The following is a 17,665-nucleotide window of genomic DNA, read 5'->3' as shown; positions in this document are numbered from 1 at the left end:
ACGAAGGGGGACGCGACGTGACGGATCCGGCGGCGGAGTCGGGGTACCGGGACCGGGTGCGCGGAGCGCTGCTCGGCGGAGCGATCGGCGATGCGCTGGGCTGGCCGGTGGAGTTCCAGCAACTCCACCAGATCCAGGACCGGTTCGGGCCGCAGGGCGTGACCACGCTGCCGGCCGGGCCCGGGCCGGTCGAGGTCACCGACGACACCCAGATGACGCTGTTCACCGCCGAGGGCCTGATCCGCGGCTTCGTCCGCGGCTGGACGGGCGGCGGCGGCTCGGTGCCGGAGGCCGTCCACGGCGCCTACCGGCGCTGGCTGCGGACCCAGTACCAGGGCGCGCCGGACACCGAGCCGCAGCCCCGCCCGTACGACGGCTGGCTGCTGAGCCGGCCCTTCCTGTACGCGCGGCGGGCGCCCGGCAACGCCTGCCTGAGCGGGGTGACCGAGCATCCGGTGTTCGAGGCGCCGTCCGCGATCGGGCTGCTGGGGCCGATCAACCCGGGTTCCAAGGGCTGCGGCACGGTGATGCGCTCGGCGCCGTTCGGCCTGGCCCGGCTCGGTGTCGAGCAGTCCTTCGGGCTGGCGGTGCAGTGCGCCCAGCTCACCCACGGACACCCGACCGGCTACCTCGCGGCCGGCGCCTTCGCGTCCCTGGTCGAGCGGCTCGCGGACGGCACCGAGCCGTGGGCGGCGGTCGGCGAGACGGTGGAGCAGATCCGCGAGCTGCCGAGTTCCAAGGAGACCGTCCAGGCGCTGGCCCGGGCGGTGCGGCTGGCCCAGGAGGCCGAGCCGGCCGCGGAGACGGTGGAGCGGGTCGGGCTCGGCTGGATCGCCGAGGAGTGCCTGGCCATCGCGGTGTACTCGCTGCTGGCGGCCACCCTGGACCCCGACCCGGTGCGCACCGCGCTGCTGCTGTCGGTGAACCACTCGGGGGACAGCGACTCGACCGGCGCGGTCTGCGGCAACCTGGTCGGGGCCGCGTACGGCGCCGCGGCGCTGCCCCCCGAGTGGGCCGGGGCGGTCGAGGGCCGGTCCGAGCTGCGGCAGGTCGCCGACGACCTGCTGGTGCTGTTCGGCAGCCGCGACCCGCTGCACCCCGGGCTCGGCGGGCGCTACCCCGCCTGGTGACCACCCGGCCCGGTGACTACCCCGCCCGCGGGTCGGTGACCTGGCCGAGGAACAGCGGCGCGCCGCCCCGGGCGTCCCGGATCAGGAACAGGAACGGCCGGTCGACGTACAGCTGGACCGGCCGTTCGGCGTTCGGCACCGCCATCACCTCCATCCCGACACCGCTGCCGGCCGCCGCGACCGTGCCGTCCTCGCCGACCTCGATCGTGGCCTTCTGCACCACCGTGCCGACGGCCAGCGGGTCCTTGGCGATGCCGCCGAAGTCGGCCGCGTCGAAGGCCGCCCGCACGCCGAGCGAGCGCAGCGCGGGGGTGAGCTCCTTCGAGGTGCCGAAGTGGAAGCGCGGCAGCCGGAGGTCGACCGGCCGCTCGGCGAGGGCCCCGAGGATGCGGTCGAGCTGGGGCTGGTCCAGGCCCTTGGCGAACGCGGCGAAGCCGCCCTGCGCGGGGACGATCACGTCCATCACCAGCCCGCCCTCCGCGTAGGGCAGCTCGACGGCCTGCCAGGGCTCGCCGACGATCCCGCCGGAGCCGTCGGCGTACTTGAACTCCCCGGTCTGCCCCATCGTGGGGACGGCCGGGGCGGAGCCGTCGAGCTTGCGGAACGGGCGGTCGGCGGTGTGCGAGGGCTTGAAGGCGGAGGCCCACTTCGCCTTGAGGTACAGCGCGTCGGTGAGCACCAGCCGGGTGCTCGACGTGATCCCGTTCGAGCCGAACAGGTCCTTGATCCGGCCGTCGGTGGCCTTCTCCACGGCCGCGTTGACGGTCTTGCGGGCCCCGTCCGGGTCCTTGGCGAAGTCGGCCTGGTGGACCCCGGCGTCGAAGGCGGCGGCGAGGGTGGCGAGGTAGTCCGGCTCGACGGCCAGGCCCTGCTGGGTCCAGACGTCGTCGCTGCGGCGCAGGGTCAGCCTGTCGGTGGCCGGGACCGGCCGGTTCAGCGCGCCGGTGGCGAGCGCGTACTGCCGCGGGTCGAGCCCGGTGTGCAGGGCCGCGGCCAGTTCCCCGGCGGTGGCGCCGCGGGCTCCGGGCAGCAGCATGGCGAGCAGGGTGGCCAGGCCGGACGGGGAGACCACGAGGTTGCTCCCGGCGGCGTCCGGCTCGCCGGTCAGGGCGTGCAGGAGGTCCAGGCCGAAGGCGTCGGTGGCGGTCGCGGTGGCGGCCACCTGGGCCGGGTCGACGGCCGGCCGGCTCGCGGCCGCGGACGCCCGGAGCTCCACGGGCGCGGCGGCCCCGGTGCTGCCGCAGCCGGCGAGCAGCGGCGTGGCGAGCGCGGCCGCGAGGAGCAGCGCCGCCGGGCGGCGGAGGGTGCGACGGGTTGCGGTGCTGCGGTTCGTCATGGCCCTTCGACGTGCCGCCCCGCCCACCGGTTCCGCCCGGCCGGCGCGCCCCGGATCAGTCCCAGAGCGCTCCGAACTCCAGCAGTTCGTCCCGGTGCTCGATCCGCTCCACCCAGTCGGCCGGCCAGGCCGCCCCGCCGTGGTGGGCGCCGGCGAAGGCACCGGTCAGGCAGGCCAGCGAGTCGGAGTCGCCGCTGGAGCAGGCGGCCCGGCGGACGGCCGCCACCGGGTCGTCGGGCAGCAGCAGGAAGCAGAGCAGGCCGGTGCCGAAGGCCTCCTCGGCGACCCAGCCCTCTCCGGTGGCCAGGCACGGGTCGGCCTCGACGTCGGGGGCGGCGAGCGCCGCGTCCAGCCGGTCGAGCACCTGGAGGCAGTCGTCCCAGCCGCGGGCGATGACGGCCTGCGGGGAGGCGCCGTGCCAGTGGTCGGCGAGGTCGCCGAGCCAGAACGCGTCGTACCGCTCGCGGTTCGCCAGCGCGTACGCCCGCAGCACCGCGGGCAGTGCGGCGGGCGGAACGCCCTCGGCGAGCCTGCGCACGGCGTACGCGGTGAGGTCGCTGGCGGCGAGCGCGGTCGGGTGGCCGTGGGTGAGCGCGGACTGCAGCTGGGCGGCGCCGGAGAGCTGCCGGGCGTCCAGGTCGCGGATCAGCCCGACCGGGGCGACCCGCATGTTGGCGCCGCAGCCCTTGGAGCCGACGTCGCTGGCCTGCTGCCAGCGGTACTCGTCGTGGCTGAGCCGCTGGCAGGCGCGCAGGCAGGTCATGCCGGGGGCGCGGTTGTTCTGCGGGGAGCGCCACCAGTCGACGAACTCCTCGCGGACCGGCCGTTCCAGCCGCAGGGGCGTCAGGGTCCCGCGCGCCAGGGCGGTGCGCAGGCCGCGGGCGAGGGCGAGCGTCATCTGGGTGTCGTCGGTGACCAGCGCCTTCTTCGGCAGCGGGAGCCGCCGCCAGTCAGGGTGGTCGGCGGCGATCCGCTCGATGTCCTGGAACTCGGTCGGCCGGCCCATCGCGTCGCCGATCGCCAGCCCCAGCAGTGCCCCCGTCGCCTTGCCCACGGCAGCTCCCCCTCTTCCTGTCACACCTCGACCAACAGCTCCTTGAGCCCGCGGATCACGTAGCCCGGGTTCCACTCGGGCTCGCGGACCAGCCGCAGGCCCGGGGCCCGGCGCAGCAGCGTGCCGTAGGACTCGGTGAGCTCCAGTCTGGCGAGCGGAGCGCCCAGACAGAAGTGGATTCCGGCGCCGAAGGTGATGTGCGGGTTGTCGGTGCGGCCGAGGTCGAGGCGGTCCGGGTCGGCGAAGCGCTCGGGGTCGCGGTTGGCGGAGCCGAAGAGCAGGGCGATCTCGGCGCCGCGCGGGATGGTGACGCCGCGGACCTCGATGTCCTCCAGCACCCAGCGCTCGAACATCTGCAGCGGGGTGTCCCAGCGCATCAGCTCCTCGATCGCGGTGGGCAGCAGTGCGTCCACCGAGCCGCGCAGCCGGGCGAGCTCCCCGGGGTTGCGGAACAGCGCCCACCAGCCGTTGCCGGTGGTGTTGACGGTGGCCTCGTGGCCGGCGTTGAGCAGCAGCACGCAGGTGGAGATCATCTCCTGCTCGCTGAGCGCGTCGGAGCCCTCCTGGGCCTGGATGAGCGCGCTGATCAGGTCCGTCCCGGGGTTGCCCCGGCGTTCGCGGATCAGGGTGCGCAGGTAGTCGGAGAACTCGATGCTCGCGGTGACGGCCCGGCGGGCGGTCTCCTCGGTGGGGTTGAGCTCGAACATCCCGGTGATGTCGGCGGACCAGGGCCGCAGCAGGTGGCGGTCGACCTCCGGCACGCCGAGCATCTCGGCGATCACGGCGACCGGCAGCGGCTCGGCGACGGCGGAGATCAGGTCGCCGCCGCCGGCCGCGAGCAGCCCGTCGACCAGTTCGCCGGCCAGCCGCTGCACAGTGGGGCGCAGGCCCTCGACCATGCGCGGGGTGAAGGCCTTGGAGACCAGCCGGCGCAGCCGGGTGTGGTCGGGCGCCTCCAGGTCGAGCAGCCCGTGGTCGTTGAGGGTGTGGAAGGGCTCGTGCGCCGGGTCGGGCTCGGGGCGGCCGAACTCCTGGTGGCTGAAGCGGTGGGTGTAGGTGCGGCCGAGCCGCCGGTCGCGCAGCAGGGCGCTGACGTCCTCGTGGCGCGAGACGAGCCACTGGTTCGTGGGCTCGAAGTACGTCACCGGCGCGTGCTCGCGCAGTTCGGCGTACGCGTCGTACGGGTGGGCCACGAAGGCCGCCGACCAGGGGTCGAACTTCGCCGTCGTCGTCATCGGTCGATCACTCCAGGCCAGGAGGGGGGAAGCCGGAAAGATCATCGTACGCACGCGGTGCATCCGGGAACATGACCCTTCCGGCGCCCGCTCAGGCCCGTTCCAGGACAAGTCGGCGCACCAGCTTCGGCAGCGCCTGCGAGATCGGCTCCCGGATCACCTCGGCCGCGGCCTCGTCGTAGGGCGTCGGCTCGCCGTTCACGATGATCAGCTTCGCCCCGGTCCGCACCGCGTTGTACGGCAGCCCCGCCACCGGGAACACCTGGAGGCTGGTGCCGACCGCGATGAAGACGTCGCAGGCCCGGGCGACCGCGTCGGCCTGCCCGAGCACCTCCGGGTCCAGGTTCTCGCCGAACATCACGATGCGCGGCTTGAGGATCCCCCCGCACTCCCGGCACGCCGGGTCCGGCTCGCCCGCCCCGACCCGCTCCAGCGCGTCCGCCATCGACCCGACCACCCGGCAGCGCAGGCACTGCGTCTCCCGCACGTTGCCGTGCAGTTCGAGCACCTTGCGGGCGGTCAGCCCGGACCTCTGGTGCAGCCCGTCGATGTTCTGGGTGAGCACCCGCAGCGGCAGCCCGGAGCGCTCCAGGTCGACCAGCGCCCGGTGCCCGGCGTTCGGCTCGGCGCCCAGCGCGCCCGTCTCCAGCCGCATCCGCCAGGCCCGCCGCCGGACCTCCGGGTCCTCCAGGTACGGCCCGATGGTGACCAGCTCCTGCGCCGACGGGTCCTTCTGCCACAGCCCCTGCGGGCCGCGGTAGTCGGGGATGCCGGAGTCCGTCGAGATGCCCGCGCCGGTGAGCACGGCGATCAGGGGGCGCTTCGCGTTCATACCCCGGACCGTACGGCTCGCGGCCCACGACCGGCCACCGAAAATCCGGGGGGTGCCGGGCCGGGGCCCGCTTCGGGCCAGGACGCGCGTTTCAGGCCAGGGCGGCGCGCGGCGCGGCGGCCGGGCGGGCCAGCGGGGCGAGCGCGAGCAGGTAGCAGGCGGCGGCGAGCGGGACGAGGGCCAGGTCGACGCCCGAGGCCAGGGTGCCGAGCAGCGCCAGCACCGGGCTCCACCAGCGCAGCGCCCGGGAGCGGCCGGCCGCGGCGGCGGTCAGCAGCGCCAGCAGGCCGACGTAGAAGAGCAGCGGGCCGACCTGGTAGACGAGCGGCAGCACGCCCGGGACGTCCTGGACCCGGTCGAACAGCCGCGACTGCTCGGCCTTGTCCGCCGCCGCCAGCCCCACCACCAGGTCGATGCCGATCTGCGCCAGCGAGCAGAGCAGCCCCGCGAGGGCCGTCCCCAGCGCCGCCCCGGCCGCGGTCCGCCCGGCCGTGCCGCGCGGGGCGAGCCGCCGGTGCAGGGCGAGGAGGACGGGGGCGAAGAGCAGCAGCCCGGCGAGCATCGCGGTGTGCCCCGCCGTCCAGCCGGGGCCGGGCGCCCGGGAGCCCGGCACCAGGCGGATGCCGCCGTAGAGGGCCATCAGGGCCGGGGCGCCGACGACGGCGTACGGCGTGAGGCCGCCGAGGCGAGTGAGGCCGCTGAGGCGGGTGGGGCGGGTGTTCCGGGCATCCAGGGCGGCGTTCATCCGATGGTCTCCAGCGGTGTGGTCCGTTCCGACACCGCAGAGCCTCCCGCCCGGGGCCCTCGTCCCGGATCACCCGCACCGGCGAACCGGTCGCCTCCCCCGCACGGGGGAGCCCGTCAGGACTCCCCCGCCACCACCGCCCCGGCCTCGTACGCGAACACCACCGCGTGCACCCGGTCCCGCAGCCCGAGCTTGCTCAGCACATTGCTGACGTGCGTCTTCACCGTGTGCTCGCTGACCACCAGCTCGGCCGCGATCTCGGCGTTGGACAGCCCGCGCGCGATCAGCCGCAGCGTCTCCCGCTCGCGCAGGGTCAGCTGCTCCAGCAGCCGCGACGGCGGTCGCACCGCCCGCTCCGGCGCCCCCGGCCGACGAGCCGCGAACTCGCCGATCAGCCGCCTGGTCACCGACGGCGCGAGCAGCGCCTCCCCCGAGGCGACCATCCGCACCCCGTGCGCCAGGTCGTCCCGCCGGACGTCCTTGAGCAGGAAGCCGCTGGCGCCCGCGTACAGCGCGTCGAAGACGTAGTCGTCGATGTCGAAGGTGGTCAGCATGATCACCTTGGTCGACGGGAACTCGGCGCACACCCGGCGGGCCGCCTCCAGCCCGTCCATCACCGGCATCCGGACGTCCAGCAGCAGCACGTCCGGGCCGTGCGCGCGCACCGCCTCGATCGCCTCGGCCCCGTCGCACGCCTCGGCCACCACCTCGATGTCCGGCTGCGCGTCCAGGATCATCCCGAACCCGGCCCGCACCAGCTCCTGGTCGTCCGCGACGACCACCCGGATCGGCGTCATTCGTCCACCCTCTCCACCACCCCGCCCGTGCCCAGCGGCAGCCGGGCCCTCACCAGGAAACCCCTGCCCTCCGGCCCCGGCCCGGCCTCGGCCCGCCCGCCGCAGGCCACCGCCCGCTCCCGGATGCCGACCAGCCCGCGGCCGCCGGACCAGCCGACCACCGCACGGCCGGCCTGGGCCGGCACCCCGCGTCCGTTGTCCGAGACCACCACCTCCAGCACCTCCCCGGCCCGCCGCACCCGGACCGCGACCCGGTCCGCCCCGGCGTGCTTGACCGTGTTGGTCAGCGCCTCCTGCACGATCCGGTGCGCCGCCGTCTCCACATCGGCCGGCAGCGGGCCCCCCTGCTCCGGAAGTTCGAGATCCACCCGCAGCCCCGCCGCGCGCACCCGGTCGGCCACCGCGGCGAGCTCGGCCAGCCGGGGCTGCGGCGCCAGCTGCCGGCCCGCCTCCGGATCCTTCAGCACCCCCAGCACCCGCCGCAGCTGGACCATCGCGTCCCGGCCCGCGTCGGCGATGGTGTCGAACGCGCGGACCGCCCGGTCCGGATCGCTGCGCACCACCACCGGCCCGGCCTCGGCCTGGATCACCATCAGCGAGACGGCGTGGGCCAGGATGTCGTGCATCTCCCGGGCGATCCGGGCCCGCTCCTCCGCCACCGCCCGGGCCGCGTCGCTCGCCGCCCGTTCGCCGGCCTCCCGGGCCCGCTCCGCCTGCACCCGGGCCAGCTGCCGCTGGGCGCGCACCAGCGAGCCGAACACGAAGGTGCCGACGGAGGTGACCAGGCTGAACAGCGCGCCGTTCGGCGAGTGGGTGCCCAGCACGTTGCCGACCACCACCACCGCCAGCACGCTCCACCGCACCCGCTCCGAGGACCGCTCCGCCACCGTGTAGAGGGCGACCACCCCGGACAGCGGCACCTGGGGGTTGGCCGAGTGCGCCACCACCGAGATCACCAGCGACGGCGCCGTCGCCAGCACCAGCACCGTCAGCGGCCTCAGGCGCCGCCAGGGCAGCGGCAGCGCGGTCGCCACCGCGAGCAGGTGGATCCACCACGGGCGCACCGTGGTGTCCTGGGACACCGCCCAGAGCGCGACCCCGGCCGCCGCCACCGCCAGCAGCGAGTCCGGCAGGTACGGGCCGAACCCGTCCAGCCGGCCGCGCAGGCGCACCGCACGCTCCACCCCGGTCCCTCCCCCGTAGCCGGGGACGCCGCCCCCGCGCAGGAGATCATGCCCTACCGGCAGCGCCTGCGGAACGCCCAGGTCAGACACCGCTGACCGTCACACCGCCGGTCTCCGCCCGGGCGCTGATGCTGCGCGCCGCGCCCGGCTGCGAGGGAATGCCCACGTCCACCGCGCCGGCCGAGGCCCTGGCGTCCACCGCGTACGCCTCCCCGGCCGGCACCCGCAGCCGCACCCCGCCGTTGGTGGTGCTCGCCTCGACCTTCGACGGCGCCGCGGCGAAGTCGGCCCGCACCCCGCCGTTCACCGTGGTCAGCCGCACCCGCGGGGCCCGCAGCCCGTCGGCCTCGACCCCGCCGTTGGTCACCTCGGCGTCCACCTCGCCGGCCAGCCCGGACAGCTTGACGCCGCCGTTGCCCTCCTTCACCCGCACCCTGGTCCCGGCGGGCACCTGCACGGTGTACCCGATCCCGCAGGAGCCGCAGTCGTACGTCAGCCTCAGCACGCCGTCCGTCACCTCGTGGGTGCTCTTCGGCGGGTCCCCCCGGTAGTCCTGGTTCTCGACCACGTGCACGGCGTCACCGCCCCCGTTCACCACCACCCCGCCGTCGGCCCCCTCCACGACGAGCTCCCGGACCGGCCCCGCCACCCCGTAGCTCACCGTCCGGTGCTCCGCGTCGTCCCCGAACGGCAGGCAGGCCGACATCCCGACCAGTACCCCCGCCGTGATCGCCACCGCGCCCAGCACCCGCTTCATCCCCGGCTCCTTCGAAAGCCCGTCGACCGACACCGGGAACCCTCCCTCGGCGGCCGCCCCGACCGCCTCCCCCGCCGGAGCGGTTCCCGCCCCTCCCCCGTACGACGGAGCCGTCCGGCCCCGGGAACGCCGAAGGGCCCGGAGGCTTGATGCCTCCGGGCCCTTCTCTTTGTAGCGGGGACAGGATTTGAACCTGCGACCTCTGGGTTATGAGCCCAGCGAGCTACCGAGCTGCTCCACCCCGCGTCGGTAAACATGACTCTACGCGACTTCGGCCGAATGACCTAATCGGCTTCCGTCCGCGCCCCGGGCGGCCCCGCCGGCCGGGCCTCCCCCACGCCCCCGGCAGCCCCCGGCGGCCCCTGACGGCCCCTGGCGCCCCCTGGCGGCCCCCGGGAACGCCGCAGGGCGGCCACCCCGTGGGGTGACCGCCCTGCGATCGGTGCTGCGCGACTCAGCCGGTGTACGGGCCGTAGTCGTAGTCGTCCAGCGGAACCGCCTGGCCGGAGCCGGCGCCGAAGGGCGACAGGTCGTAGTCGTCGTAGCCGACGGCCGAGTACATCGCGGCCTTGGCCTCCTCGGTCGGCTCGACCCGGATGTTGCGGTAACGGGGCAGGCCCGTACCGGCCGGGATGAGCTTACCCAGGATGACGTTCTCCTTGAGGCCCAGCAGCGGGTCCGACTTGGCGTGGATCGCCGCGTCGGTGAGGACCCGGGTCGTCTCCTGGAAGGAGGCGGCCGACAGCCAGGACTCGGTGGCCAGCGAGGCCTTGGTGATACCCATCAGCTGCGGACGGCCGGAGGCGGGGTGACCGCCCTCGGCGACGACGCGGCGGTTCTCCTGCTCGAAGCGGCCGCGCTCGACCAGCTCGCCGGGCAGCAGCTCGGCGTCGCCCGACTCGATGATCGTCACGCGGCGGAGCATCTGCCGGATGATGATCTCGATGTGCTTGTCGTGGATCGACACACCCTGCGAGTTGTAGACCTTCTGGACCTCGGCGACCAGGTGGACCTGGACGGCACGCTGGCCCATGATGCGCAGGACGTCGTGCGGGTTGGTGGCACCCATGGTCAGCTTCTGGCCGACCTCGACCGCCTCGCCCTCGCTGACGAGCAGCTTCACACGCTTCGAGACCGGGTAGGCGATCTCGTCGGTGCCGTCGTCCGGCGTGACGACCAGCTTGCGGGTCTTCTCGGTGTCCTCGATGCGGACCCGGCCCTGCGCCTCCGAGATCGGGGCCACACCCTTGGGGGTACGGGCCTCGAAGAGCTCGACGACACGCGGCAGACCCTGGGTGATGTCGTCACCGGCCACACCACCGGTGTGGAAGGTACGCATGGTCAGCTGGGTACCGGGCTCACCGATGGACTGGGCGGCGATGATGCCGACCGCCTCACCGATGTCGACCAGCTTGCCGGTGGCCAGCGAGCGCCCGTAGCACATGGCACAGGTGCCGACGGCCGACTCACAGGTCAGGATCGAGCGGGTCTTGACCTCGCCGATGCCGTGGCGGATCAGCTCGTCGATCAGGACGTCGCCGAGGTCGGTGTTGGCGGTGGCAAGGAGCTTGCCGTCCACCGTGATGTCCTCGGCGAGCATGCGGGCGTAGACGCTGGTCTCGACGTCGTCGGCCTTGCGCAGCACGCCGTCCGCACCCACGGAGCCGATCGCCAGCTTCAGGCCGCGCTCGGTGCCGCAGTCCTCCTCGCGAATGATGACGTCCTGGGAGACGTCGACCAGACGACGGGTGAGGTAACCGGAGTCGGCGGTACGGAGGGCGGTGTCGGCCAGACCCTTACGGGCACCGTGGGTGGAGATGAAGTACTCCAGCACGGACAGACCCTCACGGAACGACGCCTTGATGGGTCGCGGGATGGTCTCGTTCTTGGCGTTCGACACCAGACCACGCATACCGGCGATCTGGCGCATCTGCATCATGTTTCCACGAGCACCCGAGTCGACCATCATGAAGATGGGGTTCGTCTTCGGGAAGTTCTCGTTCATGGCCTCGGCGACCTCGTTGGTCGCCTGGGTCCAGATGCCGATGAGCTCCTGCTTGCGCTCGTCGTTGGTGATCAGGCCGCGCTCGTACTGACGCTGGACCTTCTCCGCCTTCGCCTCGTAGCCCTCGAGGATCTGGGGCTTGTTCGGCGGGACGACGACGTCGGAGATCGAGACGGTGACACCCGAGCGGGTCGACCAGTGGAAGCCGGACGCCTTCAGGTTGTCCAGGGTCGCCGCGACGACGACCTTGGGGTAGCGCTCCGCCAGGTCGTTGACGATCGCGGAGAGCTGCTTCTTGCCCACCTCGTAGTCGACGAACGGGTAGTCCTCGGGCAGCAGCTCGTTGAAGAGCGCGCGGCCCAGGGTGGTGGTCAGGCGGAAGGGCTCGCCGTCGAACCAGCTCGACTGGCCGTCCTCGTCCACCGGGGCGGTCCAGCCGCGCGGCGGGACGGTGCCGGCCGGCAGGCGCAGCTCGATCGGGGCCTGGACGTCCAGGTCGCGGGCGTCGAAGGCCATGATCGCCTCGGCGGTCGACGAGAAGGTGCGGCCGGCGCCCTTCACGTTGTCGCGGTCCGAGGTCAGGAAGAACAGACCGAGCACCATGTCCTGGGTCGGCATGGTGACGGGGCGACCGTCGGCCGGCTTCAGGATGTTGTTCGAGGACAGCATCAGGATGCGGGCCTCGGCCTGCGCCTCCGCGGAGAGCGGCAGGTGGACGGCCATCTGGTCACCGTCGAAGTCCGCGTTGAACGCGGTGCAGACGAGCGGGTGGATCTGGATGGCCTTGCCCTCGACCAGCTGCGGCTCGAAGGCCTGGATGCCGAGGCGGTGCAGGGTGGGCGCACGGTTCAGCAGGACCGGGTGCTCGGCGATGACCTCTTCGAGCACGTCCCACACGACCGGACGGGCACGCTCGACCATGCGCTTGGCCGACTTGATGTTCTGCGCGTGGTTCAGGTCGACCAGGCGCTTCATCACGAACGGCTTGAAGAGCTCCAGCGCCATGGCCTTGGGCAGACCGCACTGGTGCAGCTTGAGCTGCGGGCCGACGACGATGACCGAACGGGCCGAGTAGTCGACTCGCTTGCCGAGCAGGTTCTGACGGAAACGACCCTGCTTGCCCTTCAGCATGTCGCTGAGGGACTTCAGCGGGCGGTTGCCGGGGCCCGTGACCGGGCGACCACGACGGCCGTTGTCGAACAGCGCGTCGACGGCCTCCTGGAGCATGCGCTTCTCGTTGTTCACGATGATCTCGGGGGCACCGAGGTCGAGAAGGCGCTTCAGGCGGTTGTTGCGGTTGATCACGCGGCGGTACAGGTCGTTCAGGTCGGAGGTCGCGAAGCGGCCACCGTCCAGCTGCACCATCGGACGCAGGTCCGGCGGGATGACCGGGACGCAGTCCAGCACCATGCCGTTGGGCTTGTTGGTGGTCTGCAGGAACGCGGAGACGACCTTGAGGCGCTTGAGCGCGCGGGTCTTCTTCTGGCCCTTGCCGGTGCGGATGATCTCGCGCAGGCGCTCGGACTCCTCCGCCAGGTCGAAGGTCTCCAGGCGGTCCTTGAGGGCCGCCGCGCCCATCGAGCCGGAGAAGTAGGTGCCGAAGCGGTCGCGCAGCTCGCGGTAGAGCAGCTCGTCGCCCTCGAGGTCCTGGACCTTGAGGTTCTTGAAGCGGGCCCACACCTCGTCGAGGCGGTCGAGCTCGCGCTGCGCGCGGTCGCGCAGCTGCTTCATCTCGCGCTCGGCGCCCTCGCGCACCTTGCGGCGCACGTCGGCCTTGGCGCCCTCGGCCTCCAGCTCGGCCAGGTCGGTCTCGGCCTTCTTGGCGCGGGCCTCGAGGTCCGAGTCGCGGCGGTTCTCGATCTGCTGACGCTCGACCGAGACGTGCGCCTCCAGGGACGGCAGGTCGCGCTGGCGGCGCTCGTCGTCGACCCAGGTGATCATGTAGGCGGCGAAGTAGATGACCTTCTCGAGGTCCTTCGGCGCCAGGTCCAGCAGGTAGCCCAGGCGGGACGGCACGCCCTTGAAGTACCAGATGTGGGTGACCGGGGCGGCCAGCTCGATGTGGCCCATCCGCTCGCGGCGCACCTTGGCGCGGGTCACCTCGACGCCGCAGCGCTCGCAGATGATGCCCTTGAAGCGGACGCGCTTGTACTTACCGCAGTAGCACTCCCAGTCCCGGGTGGGGCCGAAGATCTTCTCGCAGAAGAGCCCGTCCTTTTCCGGCTTCAGGGTGCGGTAGTTGATGGTCTCCGGCTTCTTGACCTCGCCGTGCGACCACTGGCGGATGTCGTCGGCGGTGGCCAGGCCGATGCGGAGCTCGTCGAAGAAGTTGACGTCAAGCACTGGTCGTCAAGCCCTCTTTCGTAAGTCGAGAGTCGTTCATGTGGTCTGAGGGGGGCCTGGGGGCGGGCCGGCCGCTGCTGCGGCCGGCCCGGCCTCCGTCAGACCTCTTCGACGCTGCTCGGCTCGCGCCGGGACAGGTCGATGCCGAGCTCCTCGGCGGCGCGGAACACGTCCTCGTCGGAGTCCCGCATCTCGATGGACTGGCCGTCCGAGGACAGCACCTCCACGTTGAGGCAGAGCGACTGCATTTCCTTGATGAGAACCTTGAAGGACTCGGGAATGCCGGGCTCGGGGATGTTCTCGCCCTTGACGATGGCCTCGTAGACCTTGACTCGGCCGAGGACGTCGTCGGACTTGATGGTGAGGAGCTCCTGGAGCGCGTAGGCCGCGCCGTACGCCTCGAGGGCCCACACCTCCATCTCACCGAAGCGCTGACCACCGAACTGCGCCTTACCACCGAGCGGCTGCTGGGTGATCATCGAGTACGGACCGGTCGAACGGGCGTGCAGCTTGTCGTCGACCAGGTGGTGCAGCTTGAGGATGTACATGTAGCCGACCGAGACCGGCATCGGGAACGGCTCGCCGGAGCGGCCGTCGAACAGTCGGGCCTTGCCGGTGGAGTTCACCAGGCGCTCACCGTCACGGGTGAGGGTGGTGTTGTCCAGCAGGCCGGTGATCTCGTCCTCGCGGGCGCCGTCGAAGACCGGGGTGGCGAGGTTGGTGCCGCCCTCGACCGTGTCGGCGCCGATCGCCTGCAGGCGCTGGGCCCACTCGTCGGCCAGCCCGGAGACGTCCCAGCCCTGCTTGGCGAGCCACCCGAGGTGGATCTCCAGGACCTGTCCCGGGTTCATTCGGGACGGGACACCCAGCGGGTTGAGGATGATGTCGACCGGGGTGCCGTCCTCCAGGAACGGCATGTCCTCGACCGGCAGGATCTTCGAGATGACGCCCTTGTTGCCGTGACGGCCGGCGAGCTTGTCACCGTTGGTGATCTTGCGCTTCTGGGCCACGTAGACGCGGACCAGCTGGTTGACGCCCGGGGGCAGCTCGTCGCCCTCTTCGCGGTCGAAGACGCGGACGCCGATGACCTTGCCGGACTCACCGTGCGGAACCTTCAGCGAGGTGTCGCGGACCTCACGGGCCTTCTCACCGAAGATCGCGCGGAGCAGGCGCTCCTCCGGGGTCAGCTCGGTCTCGCCCTTGGGCGTGACCTTGCCGACCAGGATGTCGCCGGTGACGACGTCGGCGCCGATGCGGATGATGCCGCGCTCGTCGAGGTCCGCGAGGACCTCCTCGGAGACGTTCGGGATGTCCCGGGTGATCTCCTCGGGGCCGAGCTTGGTGTCACGGGCGTCGACCTCGTGCTCCTCGATGTGGATCGAGGAGAGGACGTCGTCCTGCACGAGGCGCTGCGACAGGATGATCGCGTCCTCGTAGTTGTGACCCTCCCACGACATGAACGCCACGAGCAGGTTCTTGCCGAGGGCCATCTCGCCCTCGTCGGTGCACGGGCCGTCGGCCAGCACCTGGTTGACCTCGACCCGGGCGCCCTCGTCCACGAGCACCTTCTGGTTGAAGGCGGTGCCCTGGTTCGAGCGGGTGAACTTGGCGGCGCGGTACGTGGTGTACGTGCCGTCGTCGTTGGCCACGGTGACGTAGTCGGCCGAGACCTCCTGGACGACACCGGCCTTCTCGGCGGTGATGACGTCCGCGGCGTCGACGGCGCAGCGGTACTCCATGCCGGTACCGACCAGCGGAGCCTCGCTCTTCAGCAGCGGCACCGCCTGGCGCATCATGTTCGAGCCCATGAGCGCGCGGTTGGCGTCGTCGTGCTCGAGGAACGGGATCATGGCGGTCGCGACCGACACCATCTGGCGCGGCGAGACGTCCATGTAGTCGATCTCGGTGCCCGGGATGTAGTCGATCTCGCCACCACGGCGGCGGACCAGGACACGCGGCTCGGCGAAGTGCAGGTCCGCGGTCAGCGGGGCGTTCGCCTGGGCGATGACGTAGCGGTCCTCCTCGTCGGCGGTCAGGTAGTCGACCTTCTCCGTGACGACACCCTCGATGACCTTGCGGTACGGGGTCTCGATGAAGCCGAACGCGTTGACCCGGCCGTAGGAGGCGAGCGAGCCGATCAGACCGATGTTCGGGCCTTCGGGGGTCTCGATCGGACACATGCGGCCGTAGTGCGAGGGGTGCACGTCACGGACCTCGAAGCCGGCCCGCTCACGGGACAGACCACCGGGGCCCAGCGCGGACAGACGACGCTTGTGGGTCAGGCCCGACAGCGGGTTCGTCTGGTCCATGAACTGCGACAGCTGGCTGGTGCCGAAGAACTCCTTGATGGAGGCGACGACCGGCCGGATGTTGATCAGGGTCTGCGGCGTGATCGCCTCGACGTCCTGGGTGGTCATGCGCTCGCGCACGACGCGCTCCATACGGGCGAGACCCGTACGGACCTGGTTCTGGATGAGCTCGCCGACGTTGCGCAGGCGACGGTTGCCGAAGTGGTCGATGTCGTCGACCTCGACCACGATGTCGCGGCCTTCGTCGTCACGCCACTCGGTCTCGCCCGCGTGCAGCTTCACCAGGTACTTGATCGCACCGATGATGTCGGGCTCGGTGAGCACGCCGGAGTCCAGCGACTCGGCGTTGCCCAGCTTGCGGTTGACCTTGTAACGGCCGACCTTCGCGAGGTCGTAGCGCTTCGGGTTGAAGTACAGGTTCTCCAGAAGCGTCTGCGCGGCCTCGCGCGTGGGCGGCTCGCCCGGACGCAGCTTGCGGTAGATGTCCAGCAGCGCGTCGTCCTGGCCCTGGGTGTGGTCCTTCTCCAGGGTGGCGCGCATCGACTCGTACTCGCCGAACTCCTCGAGAATCATCTCGTTGGTCCAGCCGAGCGCCTTGAGCAGCACGGTGACGGACTGCTTGCGCTTGCGGTCGATGCGGACGCCGACCATGTCGCGCTTGTCGATCTCCATCTCCAGCCAGGCACCACGCGAGGGGATGACCTTGCAGGAGTAGATGTCCTTGTCGGACACCTTGTCCAGGGTGGAGTCGAAGTACACACCCGGGGAGCGGACGAGCTGCGACACGACGACACGCTCGGTGCCGTTGATCACGAACGTGCCCTTGTGGGTCATGAGCGGGAAATCGCCCATGAAGACCGTCTGAGACTTGATCTCACCGGTCTCGTTGTTGGTGAACTCGGCCGTGACGAAGAGCGGGGCCGCGAACGTGAAGTCGCGGTCCTTGCACTCGTCAATGGAGTTCTTCGGCGGCTCGAAACGGTGGTCGCGGAAGGTCAGCGACATCGACCCGCTGAAGTCCTCGATCGGGGAGATCTCCTCGAAGATCTCCTCCAGACCGGACTTCGTGGGGACGTCCTGACCACTCTCCAGGGCCGCCTCGACCCGGGACTTCCAGGCCGCGTTGCCGAGCAGCCAGTCAAAGCTCTCGGTCTGCAGGGCCAGGAGGTTCGGGACCTCGAGGGGCTCCTTGATCTTCGCGAACGAGACGCGGAGCGGGGCGGTGGATGCGGCGGAATTGTTCGAGGCGTTGCGCGGCGCGGCCAAGAGGGGGGTCCTTCCGAGGGCTCGGAGCTCACTACGCGCGTACCAGCCGGGCCTGCTTGGGCTTGGTGCCGCCTCCCTCGCCACTGGCCTCCGCCGGGGTCGAAACCCCAGGTCAGAGCCGCTTTGCGGAGGCGGTGCCAGACCCCATCAGGGCAACGCAAACTCCGGGCGACGAGTCACGGAGAAGCTAACAGGCAGCGCAAAGGGACAGTGTAGCCAATGGCGACACTGCTGTCCAGCTCTGATTCGGAGACCGAATCGGAGACTCCTCCCGGTAGCCGGCGGGCGCGGGCGCCCACCGGGTACTGCTCTAACTCACGTGGAGTCATTTCCCGCCGGAGCCACTGGTTATGCATCCAGTGGCGAACCAACCGGGCGGACTCGCGCCTTGAGAATCGCGCGCCGCGCCAGGTTCGTCAAGGGCCCGCCGGCGGCGCGGGCCTCGACCTGTCTATCGATCCGGAGCCCCCCGGCGTTACAGAAGCCGTGGTGGCGCCGCCCTCGACGACGGTGATCACCATACCCCCCGGCACCGACGGTGCCGAGTGGGCCGTCGGCCACGCCGGCGGGCCGTACCGGCCGGTCGGGGGAACGGGACCGGGGGCGGCCCCGGCGGGGCCCGGACCCGGCCCGGAAACGCGAAAAAGCCGGGCCGACCACCCGCAAGGGTGA

At 71.8% G+C, this 17,665-nt stretch carries 11 protein-coding genes and 1 tRNA gene; 1 reads left to right on the top strand and 11 read right to left on the bottom strand.

The genetic code is table 11. The features are described 5' to 3' along the window. The first annotated feature begins 17 nt into the window (after positions 1-17). Positions 18-1,130 (top strand): ADP-ribosylglycohydrolase family protein, encoded by a 1,113-nt coding sequence (locus tag ACFVUY_RS32165; protein WP_387735811.1) that lies wholly within the window; start codon positions 18-20, stop codon positions 1,128-1,130. A gap of 16 nt (positions 1,131-1,146) precedes the next feature. On the opposite strand, the gene ACFVUY_RS32160 is transcribed toward ACFVUY_RS32165, so the two are convergent. The 11 genes from ACFVUY_RS32160 to rpoB form a co-directional block, all read right to left on the bottom strand. Further along, positions 1,147-2,466 (bottom strand): serpin family protein, encoded by a 1,320-nt coding sequence (locus tag ACFVUY_RS32160; RefSeq protein ID WP_387735809.1) that lies wholly within the window; start codon positions 2,464-2,466, stop codon positions 1,147-1,149. A 55-nt stretch (positions 2,467-2,521) separates the two neighbouring features. Continuing rightward, complete coding sequence (locus ACFVUY_RS32155; protein WP_387735807.1) at positions 2,522-3,520, bottom strand: ADP-ribosylglycohydrolase family protein; 999 nt, start codon at positions 3,518-3,520, stop codon at positions 2,522-2,524. Between the two features lie 20 nt (positions 3,521-3,540). Beyond that, on the bottom strand, positions 3,541-4,755 hold the full coding sequence (locus tag ACFVUY_RS32150) for a cytochrome P450 (protein WP_387735804.1): 1,215 nt from the start codon (positions 4,753-4,755) through the stop codon (positions 3,541-3,543). A gap of 91 nt (positions 4,756-4,846) precedes the next feature. After that, positions 4,847-5,587: an NAD-dependent deacetylase gene (locus tag ACFVUY_RS32145; protein ID WP_380538563.1), complete on the bottom strand. Its 741-nt coding sequence runs from the start codon at positions 5,585-5,587 to the stop codon at positions 4,847-4,849. Positions 5,588-5,678: 91 nt separating this feature from the next. Beyond that, positions 5,679-6,332 carry a hypothetical protein gene (locus ACFVUY_RS32140; RefSeq protein WP_387735801.1) on the bottom strand — a complete coding sequence of 218 codons (654 nt, stop codon included), beginning with the start codon at positions 6,330-6,332 and terminating at the stop codon, positions 5,679-5,681. Between the two features lie 116 nt (positions 6,333-6,448). After that, a complete protein-coding gene (locus ACFVUY_RS32135; protein WP_380351773.1) occupies positions 6,449-7,129 on the bottom strand; it encodes a response regulator in 681 nt (226 codons plus the stop codon). Continuing rightward, positions 7,126-8,313 carry a sensor histidine kinase gene (locus ACFVUY_RS32130; RefSeq protein WP_387735798.1) on the bottom strand — a complete coding sequence of 396 codons (1,188 nt, stop codon included), beginning with the start codon at positions 8,311-8,313 and terminating at the stop codon, positions 7,126-7,128. The genes ACFVUY_RS32135 and ACFVUY_RS32130 overlap by 4 nt, the downstream gene beginning before the upstream one ends. 82 nt (positions 8,314-8,395) lie before the next feature. Further along, entirely contained in the window at positions 8,396-9,070 is a 675-nt protein-coding gene (locus tag ACFVUY_RS32125) for a DUF4097 family beta strand repeat-containing protein (RefSeq protein ID WP_387686250.1), read from the bottom strand. A gap of 172 nt (positions 9,071-9,242) precedes the next feature. Beyond that, positions 9,243-9,316, bottom strand: a tRNA-Met gene (locus ACFVUY_RS32120). Between the two features lie 208 nt (positions 9,317-9,524). Beyond that, complete coding sequence (locus ACFVUY_RS32115; RefSeq protein ID WP_380538571.1) at positions 9,525-13,418, bottom strand: DNA-directed RNA polymerase subunit beta'; 3,894 nt, start codon at positions 13,416-13,418, stop codon at positions 9,525-9,527. Between the two features lie 98 nt (positions 13,419-13,516). Next, positions 13,517-16,993 carry a DNA-directed RNA polymerase subunit beta gene (rpoB, locus tag ACFVUY_RS32110; protein WP_387686247.1) on the bottom strand — a complete coding sequence of 1,159 codons (3,477 nt, stop codon included), beginning with the start codon at positions 16,991-16,993 and terminating at the stop codon, positions 13,517-13,519. Between the last annotated feature and the right edge of the window lie 672 nt (positions 16,994-17,665).

It is taken from the genome of Kitasatospora sp. NPDC058063 (assembly GCF_042885395.1).
Lineage (GTDB): Bacteria > Actinomycetota > Actinomycetes > Streptomycetales > Streptomycetaceae > Kitasatospora > Kitasatospora lactacystinica.
The sequence above is the reverse complement of the archived record's forward strand: the minus strand, read 5'-3'. Positions and strand labels throughout refer to the sequence as shown.

Bases quoted from the DNA above. Each gene is read 5' to 3' on its own strand.
- ACFVUY_RS32125 (WP_387686250.1), bottom strand. From the start codon at position 9,070: ATGAAGCGGGTGCTGGGCGCGGTGGCGATCACGGCGGGGGTACTGGTC.
- ACFVUY_RS32160 (WP_387735809.1), bottom strand. From the start codon at position 2,466: ATGACGAACCGCAGCACCGCAACCCGTCGCACCCTCCGCCGCCCGGCG.
- ACFVUY_RS32140 (WP_387735801.1), bottom strand. From the start codon at position 6,332: ATGAACGCCGCCCTGGATGCCCGGAACACCCGCCCCACCCGCCTCAGC.
- ACFVUY_RS32150 (WP_387735804.1), bottom strand. From the start codon at position 4,755: ATGACGACGACGGCGAAGTTCGACCCCTGGTCGGCGGCCTTCGTGGCC.
- ACFVUY_RS32135 (WP_380351773.1), bottom strand. From the start codon at position 7,129: ATGACGCCGATCCGGGTGGTCGTCGCGGACGACCAGGAGCTGGTGCGG.
- ACFVUY_RS32145 (WP_380538563.1), bottom strand. From the start codon at position 5,587: ATGAACGCGAAGCGCCCCCTGATCGCCGTGCTCACCGGCGCGGGCATC.